This window comes from Paraburkholderia phymatum (genome assembly GCF_040965635.1).
GTDB classification, from domain to species: Bacteria; Pseudomonadota; Gammaproteobacteria; order Burkholderiales; family Burkholderiaceae; genus Paraburkholderia; species Paraburkholderia phymatum_B.
Window position 1 is genome coordinate 92,757 of sequence record NZ_JBFRCH010000009.1, and the last position, 12,386, is coordinate 105,142.

The 12,386-nt window shown below is 61.6% G+C and carries 11 protein-coding genes and 1 pseudogene; 1 reads left to right on the forward strand and 11 read right to left on the reverse strand.

The features are described 5' to 3' along the window. Positions 1-109: 109 nt before the first annotated feature. From AB4Y32_RS18415 to AB4Y32_RS18440, 6 genes and pseudogenes are all read right to left on the reverse strand, one after another. The gene (locus tag AB4Y32_RS18415) at positions 110-2,809 is read right to left on the reverse strand and encodes a CoA-binding protein (protein ID WP_368722709.1); all 2,700 of its coding nucleotides are present in this window, start codon (positions 2,807-2,809) and stop codon (positions 110-112) included. Positions 2,810-2,819: 10 nt separating this feature from the next. Then, entirely contained in the window at positions 2,820-4,124 is a 1,305-nt protein-coding gene (locus AB4Y32_RS18420; protein ID WP_368722710.1) for an ATP-grasp domain-containing protein, read from the reverse strand. Positions 4,125-4,186: 62 nt separating this feature from the next. Next, positions 4,187-4,375 (reverse strand): hypothetical protein, encoded by a 189-nt coding sequence (locus tag AB4Y32_RS18425; RefSeq protein WP_368722711.1) that lies wholly within the window; start codon positions 4,373-4,375, stop codon positions 4,187-4,189. Between the two features lie 697 nt (positions 4,376-5,072). Continuing rightward, a pseudogene (locus AB4Y32_RS18430) lies at positions 5,073-5,764 on the reverse strand (CBS domain-containing protein). A gap of 201 nt (positions 5,765-5,965) precedes the next feature. Beyond that, positions 5,966-6,715: an LrgB family protein gene (locus tag AB4Y32_RS18435; protein WP_368722712.1), complete on the reverse strand. Its 750-nt coding sequence runs from the start codon at positions 6,713-6,715 to the stop codon at positions 5,966-5,968. Positions 6,716-6,754: 39 nt separating this feature from the next. After that, entirely contained in the window at positions 6,755-7,195 is a 441-nt protein-coding gene (locus AB4Y32_RS18440; RefSeq protein WP_368722713.1) for a CidA/LrgA family protein, read from the reverse strand. Here AB4Y32_RS18440 and AB4Y32_RS18445 point away from each other — a divergent pair. Beyond that, entirely contained in the window at positions 7,194-7,406 is a 213-nt protein-coding gene (locus AB4Y32_RS18445; protein WP_368722714.1) for a hypothetical protein, read from the forward strand. The two genes, AB4Y32_RS18440 and AB4Y32_RS18445, sit on opposite strands and share 2 nt — an antisense overlap. Positions 7,407-7,530: 124 nt before the next feature. Here the strand turns inward: AB4Y32_RS18445 and AB4Y32_RS18450 are convergent, their stop codons facing one another. The 5 genes from AB4Y32_RS18450 to AB4Y32_RS18470 form a co-directional block, all read right to left on the reverse strand. Continuing rightward, positions 7,531-7,791: a DUF4148 domain-containing protein gene (locus AB4Y32_RS18450; protein WP_368722715.1), complete on the reverse strand. Its 261-nt coding sequence runs from the start codon at positions 7,789-7,791 to the stop codon at positions 7,531-7,533. A gap of 420 nt (positions 7,792-8,211) precedes the next feature. Next, the gene (locus AB4Y32_RS18455) at positions 8,212-8,511 is read right to left on the reverse strand and encodes a DUF3579 domain-containing protein (protein ID WP_368722716.1); all 300 of its coding nucleotides are present in this window, start codon (positions 8,509-8,511) and stop codon (positions 8,212-8,214) included. Further along, on the reverse strand, positions 8,508-10,133 hold the full coding sequence (locus AB4Y32_RS18460; protein ID WP_368722717.1) for a methyl-accepting chemotaxis protein: 1,626 nt from the start codon (positions 10,131-10,133) through the stop codon (positions 8,508-8,510). The genes AB4Y32_RS18455 and AB4Y32_RS18460 overlap by 4 nt, the downstream gene beginning before the upstream one ends. Positions 10,134-10,270: 137 nt before the next feature. After that, complete coding sequence (locus AB4Y32_RS18465) at positions 10,271-11,383, reverse strand: porin (RefSeq protein ID WP_368722803.1); 1,113 nt, start codon at positions 11,381-11,383, stop codon at positions 10,271-10,273. Positions 11,384-11,532: 149 nt separating this feature from the next. After that, positions 11,533-12,369: an ABC transporter permease gene (locus AB4Y32_RS18470; protein WP_368722804.1), complete on the reverse strand. Its 837-nt coding sequence runs from the start codon at positions 12,367-12,369 to the stop codon at positions 11,533-11,535. Positions 12,370-12,386: the final 17 nt, after the last annotated feature.

Genomic DNA, 12,386 nt, shown 5'->3' on the forward strand with positions numbered 1-12,386 from the left:
GTGCAATTTTCGGAACGATTGATGTTTGATCGTTATCAATCGAGGCCCCGCTGACACCGCCGCGTCTTGCAACGCGAGCACGCGGCGGCGGCCCGTCACAGACCTTTGGTCACGCCACGAAGTGGCACTGCGAAGCGGCGGTGCGTGTATCCATATTGCGTCCACGGTTCAAGTGATCGTCGATTTCCGCGGCGCAGCCGAGCATGCGCGGATAAAGAAAGATCGTGAAGGCGGCGGTTTCGAGATCCGCCTCGCTGAACTTTCCGCGCCTGATCGGCTTCCACAGCATTTTGAGCAGCAGAGCGGCGATCACTGCGTCGACATTGACGCAATAGACGTTACGCGATACTCCGGCGTCGAAGAGTGCCTGCACCAATACGCGGTAGTAAGCATGGAACACGTTGTACTCGCCGCGGGCTTCATAGAGATCGGCGATGAAGATTTCGCGCGGATCATGATTCACCGGCTTGTCTTTGAAGACGGGGTGATTAACACCAGGAAGTTTGGCAATATCGAGGCTGCCCGCATGCTTCTGGCGCGCCTTGTACTGCGCGTAGCGCTCAACGGAGCGGCGCGCGAGCGCTTCGAGGTCGACGGTGTGGTGCGCATCGGAAGGATCATCGAGGCCGCTGCCGCGGAATGCCTCGTTGAGGAACGCGGTGCCCTCGTAGCCGTTGCCGCCATGCGTATAGCCGGTGTGTGTGAGGAACCCCACCAGCGCCTTATTCAGTTGGACGCGCTCGGGACTCTCGGGGCCATCGGCGGATACCGCGCCCTTTGCGCCTTGTGCCGAAATTGCACCCGGTCCGTTTGTCAGCAACAAGCCGACGAGGGTCTTGAAGGCGAACAGGTCATCGGCCGAGGGTTTCAGGTTGAGGAGTGCCGCGAAGGCGATCTCGGTCAGGGTGCGTTCGCCGAGCAACGCTTCGGTGGCGAAGCCGCAAAAGCCCTCGGGGCTGTGGCGCGAGGCGTCCGCCGAGGCGCCGATCATGGTGCCGAAGAGCTTCGTCCACCACGGCAGACTTTCCGCCGTCAGGCGGGAGATGCGCTTGCGCATGAGCGGACCCCAGGCGAGCGTCGTCGTGATGGCCGCGAGTACGGCTTCCGAACGCGGATGCCCCGGGCCGTTGGCAAGCCATCGCACGAATGCCGAACGCACGCCGCGCGTAGCGAGCCCCGCGAGCATCGCTTCGGCCTTCGGGTCGGGTTCATCGCAGAAGAGCGCGGCGCTGCCGGTGCTATCGACGGCATCGGCATCGAAAGCCTCGTCGAATGCGTCTGCAAGCCTGGCTGCCGCGAAGCGGTCGATCATCAGCCTGGCCGCCTCGCGCGCGGCACGCTGACGATTCGGCCCGATGATCGCCGCCGCGGCCGCGAGCACCGCGTTGGGCGCATTGCCCGCCTCCCGCGAGGCCTGCGCGGCCGCCAGTTCCGGCGTGCCGTGCAGGTTCACGGCAGCGCCAACCGCCACGTCGATGAGCTTCGCGTCGTTCGCTCCGCCGAACTCATGCAACAGCGCGAGGCACAGGTTCGCTTCGAGCGGGTGCGTCGCCGCTTCAAGCATCGACACGCCGTGCAGGCTGCTCACTTGCGATCTCGCGTCCATCTGCGAGGCGCCCGAGGCGTCCTTCAACGGCTGGCGCGGCGGGACCGCGCCAATCTGGCTGTTCACCCGCGCCACCTGCTCGTTGTAGGGCGCGACGGCTTCCACCACCGGCAGGGCGAGTTCGTCGGGCAGTGTGAGACCCTGATCCGAGCCAAACCAGGGCTTGAGCTCAAGGCTGCCTTCGGGCTCGAAGTCGGGCATCGTCGCGTTCTCGCGCATCACCGCCGTGAGTGCCGCCGGAATATGCGCGATGTTCGTCACCACCGCGCCCTTGGCCGAGCAGCACGGATCGTCTGGCGTGAAGAGCCGCTCGACGCCAAACTTCTCCATGAACCAGCGTTCCTTTGCGAGCGCATCATCTGCGCCGCCCGCCATTGCGCCCGCATGCCCCACCGCGCGCGTGAGACGGCTCTTCCAGCGGCCCACCACGCACGCGACTACCGGTTTCGTAAAAGTGGCGTCGGACTCGTAGTAGCCGCCCGGCTCGCAGTACAGCACGGCGGCCTTGCTGCGCACGTCGTTAGCGAGGGCGAATGCAAATTCCGGGGCCGCATAGTGGATGTAGACGTCCTTGCCGCTGGAGATGACGGTCGACGTGCCCCAACCGCTCATGCGCAGATATTGCGCGATGGTGGTGCTGAACCCGCCCGAATTGGAAAAGATCGCGATCGAGCCCTGCCGCAAAGTCGCGCCGGGATCATCGCCGCCGAGCGCGCCGCCGATGCGCACGCGCTGCCACGAATCCGCGACGCCCAGTCCGTTGGCACCGAAGATGTCGATGCCGGCCTGCTGGCCCATTGCGCGAATCTCCCGGGCGTCATGCACGGAGATCTTCTCCGTGATGATGAAGATCTTGCGCAGATCGGGATTCACGCGGATCAGCTCGGCCACGCCGTCGCGCGCAGCTGACGGCGGCAGGTACACGACGCCGCAATTGAACCGGTGACCGGCTTCGAGCCCTTCGCGCACGTTGTTGTAGACGGGGATGTCGCCGACGGACGTCGCAAGAACCTGTCCTCCCTTGCCGGGAGCCGTGCCGAACACGACGTTCGCGCCCGAAAACGCGTGGCTCACCGGCGTCACTTCCGACGACTCGCCACCCAGAATGTTGAGTACGCATACGCGGTCTTCGCGCGTGGCGATATGTGCGAGCGACTGGACGCCTACGAAGTACCTGAATTGATTGTTTCCTTGCTTGACCACGTCGATCTCCTTATGCCTCTTGCGTTTCTGCTTGCGGGTGCGCCTCGCGTGCGCCGATGCGCGCTGCGACCTGCGCGCGTCCGCCCGATTGCATCCACGCATCGGCCTTGCGTGCGTACTGGATCACTTCGCTGATGTCGGAGTCGAAGCCGAAGAGGCGATAGGGCAGGCCGAGCGAATCACAGGTGTCGCGCAGTGCGGACATGCCACGCACGAGGTTCGGACCGCCGCGCCCGAGGACGACATAGAGCGGCGTCGGACCGTGCTCGCTGAAGTGCTCGCGCAGCGCATCGGCCATCGCGCGCAGTGTTTCGTATATATCGGTGTTGTTGGACTTGCCGCCGATGATGAACAGTACGTTGGACTGCTTCAGCCAATGTCGGAAGCAGATGCGCGCCACTTCCTTCATCTTTTCGTAAGGTGGATTGCCACCGAAATCCGACGAGATGATGGCTGCATCGCCCAGCATCTCCGTAACGAGCGAGTTGGCGCCGCCGCCGAACGTGGGCGCGAGGATCGTTCCATTGTCGTTGATCACGTAGACATCGCTTTGACCCTGGTGGGTGCGAAGCAGATTGATCTCCTGCTCGAAGTCCGAGTAGTCCGCGGCGAATAGATGAGCGGGCAGGCTCAGGCGTGAGAAACGGGGGTCGTCGCGATCGAATCCGCATTTGAAGTCGCAGGCGACGGGCGTGAGGCGACCCTTGTTGTCCTCGCGCATGCGGATCGGATTCAACTCGAGCGTCGTCATGCCGAAGTCGTGAAAGAGTTCCCAGAGCTTCGGCAACTGCTGCACGAGCGGGGAAATGATCTCTCGCGGCGCGCCTATCTCGCTCAGCGCATTTGCGACGACGAATGCCTTCAGCCCGGTCAACGCATCGAAGGGCACCATTGCGACGTACCGGGGATCGACCTCCTCGATGTCCATGCCGCCCATGTGCGAGAGCGTCATGGTGGGAGCGCGAAAGCGAGTGGAATCGGTGATCGAGAAGTAGACTTCGTGTTTGGCGGGTACACCGGCTTCGAACGTCACGCCGTTCGCCTTGGCTCTCACGTGCCCCACGACATGCTCGGCGAAGTAGAGCCGCTCTTTCTCGGCGAGCGCAGTCTTGAGGTCGGTCGCGCGTCCGAGCAGCCCGGCCTTGCCCTTTTTGCCTACGCCGCCCTTGAATACGGGCTTGATAAAGATCTGCTTGTGACGATCGATCAGCGACTTTATCTCCTCTTCGCTGGCACCGGGGCCCAGCACTTCGCTGGCCTGGAATCCGACGAATTGCAGCAGGCGCGCGCCGTGCAGCATTCCAGTAATTTGCATGTAAAAGTCTCCTGAATCTCGTTGCGATATGAACTGAAAGCGGCTTTGCGTCCGGCGTGTGATCAGAGCTGCGCTTCGCTGGCAGCAGGTGCAAGCTCAGCCATTGCCGTCGAGCGCTTGCTTGCGGCGAGTTCGCGGTCGGATGCGTCGATATGAACGGCTTCAAGCCCTTGTGGCTCTTCTCCTGCGCGCTGTTCTTTTGAACCGATTGCTAGGGCTTCCGGTAACAGATGATTGCGCAGGAACGTCAATAGTAGAAGTGCGATCTTTTGAAGAATTGATGCGCGAAGATTATCAATGCGCAGACAGTCTCGATGGGTCTCTCTTTAGGGGGCGTCCGGTGCGGCAAAGGCGTCGCGGGGCGAGTGAGGTGTACCGCTCTGCTTGGTTGTTGCAGCGATACGCTGAAGGCGGTAGAGGAATGCCGGCAGCGCCCGAGTGTCGACACATGATCGAATGCATGACCGGGAGCCGGCTTTGGAGCGCAATTGAGACACTCGAGGAAAAGAGCTGAACGTCGGTAACGGGTCGCTAAGACTCATTCACCCGATACCTAGAGCGGCCATCCGCCGACGGCGGTTTGCGAACCTCAGCAAAGCGACCTGCAGCGGCCGCCTGGCTCTGGGTTGCCGAAGACCAGCGAAGGCCGATGACCTGCCGTACCGGATGTTCAGTTGAACGGCCGTTGCGCCCCGATACCAGCCCGATGACGCATTGGCGTCAGCGTGATTGCCGCGATAGCCCGCGCCTTATCGCGGCAATCATGCTAGAGACCATCGGCGTTCACGGCCGCTCGCAGGCGATCAATTCGCCGGGCACCCGGACATACGAGTGCCCGCATTCTCGAAGCGAGGGCCGAACTTTTCCGCCTGCTCGCAGGCCTGCGTCTGGTGGACATTTGGCGGTTGTCAGCGTGCTCCGGCGCGAAGCCATCGCCGGCAAACGAACCTACAGCGTTGGAATTATGCTCGGCACGTCCAGGTGATGTTCCACGCGCTTGATACCGGGCACCCCCTCGGCGGCGATGCGGATCGCGCGCTTTTCCTCTTCGGATTCAATGACGCCCCATAGATGCGCGACACCGTCCCTGACGAGCACACCCTGTTTCGGGAGTCTCCAGGGCTTCCATGCATTTCCAGAATGATCGCGTCGCGCAAGCTCGCATCGTCGTGTGAAGCTGAATTAACGGCTGGCGCGACGGTCGCCAGCGCGCGGATCAGGTTCGAACGGCTCACAATGCCGACCAGCTTGTCGTCCCTGAGCACCGGCACCCGCTTGAGGTGCCGACGCTCCATGAGGTCGGCGATCTTGTCGAGCGGCAAGTCCTCTGAAATCGAGACCACCTGGTCGCACATCACGTCGCCGACGACATGACCGTGCTCCTTCACGTACCTCGCGGCCTGCTCGCGCGGCGACGACAACAGGAATTCGAGCCACCACCGACGCTTCCCGTGGCCGGTGCCATTCTCCACGCGATGCAGCAGGTCGTCCTGGCTGACGATGCCGACGACCTTTCCGTTCTCGTCGACGACGGGCATGCCGCTGATACCGTTGTCGATGAACAGTCTTGCGGCGTCGTAAATCGTCATGTCTGGCGTGGCGGTAACGACGGACGTAGTCATGATATCGAGTGCGCGCATGATCGTTCCTTCAGCGTGTCGCGTCGGGTCCCCATCTGCTGCACCCGTCGCACCGTTTCGGCAGACGCACCGGCGGCGGACCGGCCGGTGCTGAGGCACCTTGGTTCAACAAGACGTGGTATCCGGCTGCGGACGCTCACTGCGACCGGGGTCTTCATACTGTTATTCCAATGACGCGTAGCCACAAATGGTCGCGGCTATTCATGCCATCAGCCGGCCCAGCATGGCGATGAGCGCAGGAAGTACAAATGGCAACACGACTGCCGATACGATTCCATTCATGGCCATGCCGAGACCCGCGAATGCACCGGCCTCCTCGCTAATCTGGAACGCCCGAGCCGTGCCTATGCCGTGCGAGGCCACGCCAATCGCGAAGCCTCGCGCGTCGTCGCGGCGAACGCCCACCAGGCCGAGCATGAGTGTGGATATCACGGCTCCCGTAATGCCAGTGGCGATCACAATCGCCGCAGTCAACGAGGGGATGCCGCCGACCCTGACTGAAATCAGCATCGCGATGGCTGCCGTGACCGATTTGGGTGCAAGCGAGACGACCGTCGTTGCCTGGCAGTGAAACAGCAAGGCGATTGCGACCGCCGACAACACGGCCACGGATGACCCCGCCAGCAGCCCACACAGTAGCGGAAAACACGCGCTTCGCAGTTTGTGAATCTGCCGGTACAGCGGAACCGCCAGCGCGACAATCGCCGGGCCCAGCAGGAAATGAATGAACTGCGCCTGTGCGAAATAGACGCGATAGTCGGTGTGGGTCAGCTTCAGCACGATGATCAACATCATCACCGCGATGGCGACGGGGTTCGCGAACGGATGATTCCGGCACCGGGCATGAAGCCAGCGCGCAAACAGATACGCTCCGATCGTCAGGGCGAGCGCCGGTACGGGAGACTCGCTCAGGTACGTGCGGGCGAGCGAGGTGATCTCTGGCGTGGACATGACCGCCCCTTTTGCGGATGATATGACGCGCCGTGTCTGCTAATGCTGCGCCTTGGCGGACGGGACAGCGGAGCGCTCGACACGCTTGCGCCTTTGCAAAAGCGCACACGTCACGATTCCGGTAACCGCGACCGAGAGGGCCGTGCTAACGACGATCGCCAGCAGGATGGCGATCAGTTGACCGTTCAAAGCCCCTGACAGCCCGACGACACCCACACCGGCTGGGATGAACAGAAGCGACAGATGATTCAAAAGTCCAAGCGCGGGTTTTTCCAGGCGATGTCCGACCGACGGCGCGGTCGCCAATACGGCAGTGAGCAGCACCATGCCGATGACAGGTCCGGGAACTGGCACGCGCAGGATGCGCGCGAGCAGTTCGCCGATGCCTTGGAATGCAATCAATGTCGCGAAGGTGCATACGACCCCGACGTCGCCGCTTACAACTTCGTTGGGTCGCGTATTGCGCAATGAAAGATTCATGTCAGCGCTCCGCATGGCGCGCCTGCCGGACGCACCGGAGAGCGCTTTCATTGAAGAACGATCAATATGGGTATCGATTTCAGTCTGGCGGCATGTGATTGCGCATCCAGGATCGTCGAACACGCCGGGCCGCGCCCGGGAAGCGCTGGCTCAAAACGCGCACCGTGCTGTTCTTGCAATCAGGCGTCGATTCAGTTTTCTCGCCTTCTGACAGGGACCGAGAGAATCGAAGTGACTCATGTCTGCATCGACGCCAATTGGACATCAAGGAACCAACGCTGCGAGGGCGCGCGCACTTGTGGCAGAGATTGACAAGATGTCTTTCGGATCAGGCGTCAGTTTCCTCCGCCATAAAATTCGTTAATCCGATCCAGTGTCCCATCCTGCTTCGCCCGGATCAGCTCCTGATAGACCTGGGCGCGCGTCTTTCCTGCACTCGCTCCGCTGGTGGTGCCTGCCGTCGTTCCGCCGACGGAGTCGGTTGTCATCGCGGCATTGCTGTCGGAACCAGCAGTGGACGTAGTAGCGTCTTCGGCATGGACCTGCATCGCATACAGTGACAATGCTGCGACGGGAATCAGAATCATGGCTTTCATGGCGTTCTCCAGCATGGTGCATTGACATTGCCGACGTGGCACGTCGGCATTGACGACTGTATGCGCTGGTCACATGCGCATGAATAAGGCACCCGTCCTAAAAGAGGCTCGGGGATTGCCCTATTAACCAGTCTGGCTCCGTTCCATTTGCTTTCGAATTACTTAATAGTTCGGACTCCACAATACAATTCGTGATGCACTTCACTTACATTGACAATGCTTTCATATTTTAGAAGCGTGTTTACCCGGCGTGATGGTGGAGATTGCGATGCGCAATACTATCGTGGCGTTGCTACTTGTAGCTATTTCGCTTTGCGCCGCACATGCCGAAGACGATTTGGCCGGTACGCCTGTGGGCGAATCTGCGGAACCGGTAAGGATCGGCGAGCGATAGCGGCGCGATAATCCTCTCTCAAAAGCTCAGCTTTTTCCGGCAGATCGCGATACATCAAGCGCTCTCACCGGCAGATCGTTTTCGTCAGCAAACTGAAGGACAAACCGGAATGCATCGGGGCAGATTTCCTGCAGCGCGCCCGCAACTCTAAGGCATTTTACATCGCCGTCCACGCAAGGCATCGCATAGCTGACAGCACAAACGTGCGACGCGTCAGCCCGCTCCCTCACGAAAATCGATACGACACCCGCAAGGCGTTCGGCCCAATCGTTCGGGCGAAACGGCCCACGAGCGCGAGTGTTTCCGCTGATCAGATAATGCGTCATGCAGCACCTGTCCCTGCAGAACGCAGCAAAGCCACCGGCTGGTCCGGTGCAAGATGATGAAGTTCGGTTCTGGTTGTGTGCGCCCCGTCGAGCCGGAACGACGACACCGCTTCGTCCAGTCCGCGCGCCTGTTCGTCGAGCGATGCCGCTGCCGCGGCGAGTTGCTCGACGAGGGCCGCGTTCTGCTGCGTCGTCTGCTCGATCTGCGCGACCGCGCCATTGACGTGTTCGATGCCACGCGACTGTTGACCCGACGCCTCGCTGATCTCGCCGATGATGTCCGCCACTTTGCGCGCCGCATCGACCACCTGCGTCATCGTCTCGCCGGCCGCTGCCGCGAGCTCACGCCCTTTCCCAACCCTGCCGTGGGACTCGGCAATCAGCACCTTGATCTCCTTGGCGGCGCCCGCCGAGCGCTGTGCGAGCGTCCGCACGTCGCCCGCCACCACGGCAAAGCCGCGGCCCGCGTCACCAGCACGTGCCGCTTCAACGGCCGCATTGAGCGCAAGCACGTTGGTCTGGAACGCGATCCCTTCAATGACGCCGATGATGTCGACGATCCTGTCCGCACTCGACGACAAATCCTCGATAGTACCGACCACGCGTCTCACCGCTTCGCGACCCTGGCCGGCTATGCCCGAAGCGTCAATGGCAAGCGTACTCGCCACGCGTGCATTGTCCGCGTTGCGGAGCACGGCGTCGGTCAACTGCCCGGTACTCGATGCGCTCTGCTGTAGCGCCACCGCCTGCTGTTCAGTCCGGCTCGACAGATCCGCATTGCCTTGCGCGATCTCGGCGACGCCCAGCGAGATGACCGCGGTTGCACCGCGAATCTGTGCGACGGACGCCGCGAGTGCCTGTTGCATCCGCGAAAGCGCATGCATCAGGCGACCCATTTCGTTCTTTCCGTGCGCATCGACAGCCACCGTTAGATCGCCCGACGCGATCCGGTCGAAGTGACGGATAGCGCGATCGATAGGCCGGACGATGGAACGGATGAGTAGCGATCTCGCCCATGCGCCCGCCAGCAATGCGACGGCAAGCACCACGCCGAACACTTGCAGCAATCGATAGAAGCGTGCCTCGGCGGACTCGAAGTGCATCTTCTGCTGCTGGAACTGAAAATCCTCCAGCGCGAGCGCCGCATGCCGGTAGTCGGTGAATAACGAATCGGGGGCCTGACGGTGCACGGAACGGTATGATGCAAAATCGTTCTGATCCAGCGCGGCGATCTCGGGCGTCATCGCCTGGCTCATCAGCGCAGCGCGCTTCGCCGTGAAAGCATCGACAAGCGCCTGCTCGATGGGCCCGGAAACGGGCTGGCCAAGATAGCCAGCAAGCTCGCGGTCGCTGCTCGCGAGTTCCGCGTGAATGCGCGCAAGCAGCGCATCCGTCGGCTTGCCCTGCATGACCAGCGCTTCGTACCCACCGAGATCGACCTGCACCTGAAGCAGCCATTCGGTACTCGCCGCCAGCTTGCGCAGCGCAGCGGTTTCGTTGCGATACGTTGCTTCGAGCGATGCATTCGCCGAACGCAGCGAAACGACGGAGATGCCCACCACGACGGCCAGCGCGATCGTGTAGCAGGCAATCAATACGGACAGAATTCTGCGAATGCTCATCGTCTCGAGTCTCGCGAGTCGACCACATAAAAAAGGCAGCGAGCGCAAATCTGCGTCACTGCCACGGATGGCCAAAAAAAGCTCGCGCCGGGCGTCCACGCTCGACATCACGTGAACGCCCTGCCGGCGTGCTGGCTTCAGAAGCGCGTGCGAATGCCGCCTGTCAGTTCGAGCTGATTGGATGCGCCGAACGTGCTGCCGACCGTATAGCCGCCGTGCAGCCTCATGTAGTCGCCCGCCACGTAGACTTCTGTGCGCTTGGAGAGGTGATAGAACACCGAGCCGTACAGCGTTTCCTTGAAGCCGTTGTGCAGGCCCGAGGTCGGATCGAACGTGCCCAGGTTGGCGTTCGGAATGTCACCGTCTGCGTTGTACGCCGCGTTGTGCACGCGCATCTGCTGATAGCCGAGTTCATAGTCGAGCGGTCCCTTCGGCGCGAGCTTGAGCGACACGGTCCACGCGTTGTCCTGACGCTGGCCGAGCGAACCCTGGTCGCCCCAGTAGCGGAAATAGCCGGCATTCGCGCGCACGATGCCAAACGTGTAGTTGCCACCGACCGAAAACGACTGGTTCGCAAAGCCGTTTTTATTCACATGGCTGTAGAAAGTCGACGCGGCAAACGAATTGCCGTTGTACCCGAGCGCAGCCTGATAGACCGAGTTCAGGCCAAAGCTCGTCTGGTTGCCGAATGCGTAGCCGGCAGCTGCAAAGATGCCGTTGTTGAACAGCTTCTTCCACGCCAGGCCATTCGAATAACGCGTGCCGGTCGAGCCAGCCGCGTAGAAGATCATCTGCTTGAAGTTGTTGGAGTTGGTCCAACCACCTTCTTCCGTAGTCAGCTTCGCATTGCCGTACGGGTCGCCGTAGATCGCGGCCGCATCGCGCGCAATCGAGTTCTGGAAGCCCGCGGTGAGCTTGCCCAGGGAATCGTTCTCGATGCCGACCCATGCGTCGCGGTCGAAAAGCTGGCCCGGGTCTTCCATCTGGCCATCGGCCACGCGGTATTCCGCTTCGAGCCGGAAGATCACTTTGGTGCCACCACCGATGTCTTCCGCACCCTTCATCCCGAAACGGCTGCCGCTGAACCACGGCTCGCCGCCGATGCCCATGCCAATGACGTGGTTGCCGTTCGCATCGGCATGCGACTGGTAGGTCGGCACACTCAGATCCATCAGGCCATAGAGCTGGACACTTGATTGCGCATGCGCGCCGCCCGCCACGACTGCAATGGCCGCTACCGTCGCGGCCATTGCGAAATGCTTCTTCGTCACTATCGTCTCCTCTTCACTGCGTTGAACAATTTGTTGTGCCGCCGTGGACGGAACCTCAACCCACCGGCGTGCAGTAGCGCACACGCGCTGCCATGCCATAACCACAGAACGTCGACCCTGCTTTGAACCTATTGCCGAGACGGTTTCCAACCCATCAGACGCTTCTCCAGCGACGTCATCAGGAAATCGGCAGCAAGCGCGACGACTGCGAGCACGATCATTGCCGCGAATACGCCGCTCGCATTGAACGCACCTTGTGCCGTCGAGATCAACAGGCCGATGCCCTGCTTCGAGCCGAGGAATTCGCCCACCACTGCGCCTACGAGTGCGAAGCCAAAGCTGACGTGCAGGCTGGCGAGAATCCAGCTCAATGCCGACGGAATCACCACGGACGTCATCACCTGACGACGCGAGGCACCGAGAATTTGTGCGTTGGCGATCATGTAACGGTCGGCTTCGCGCACGCCCTGAAACGCGTTCGCGAACACGACGAAGAAGACCATCACGACGGCCAGCGCAACTTTCGACGCCATGCCCAGGCCGAGCGCGATCACGAACACCGAACCGAGCACGACACGCGGTATCGAGTTCGCGATCTTGATGTAGAGGCTGAAGACATCGGAAAGCAGCTTGTTGCGGCCCAGCACGATGCCGCAGAACACACCTGCCACCGAGCCGATGATGAAACCCAGGCCCGTCTCTTCGAGCGTGACCCAGACCTGCAAGAGAAGTGGCCCTTGGGCCGTGCCGTGCTCGAACCAGTCGACGATCTGCGCAAAGATCGACGACGGCATCGAGAAGAAGAATGGATCGATCCACCTGAGGCGCGCAGCGAGCTCCCAGCCGCCGAGCGCGACGACGAGCACCAGCACGCGCAACGTGAGGACGAGCAGATCACGATAGCGGACTTTGCGTCGCCCGATCGCTTCGTCCGGCGTTGGCGAGATGGACGTTTGCCGGCTCATGCGCGCGGCCAGCGCGT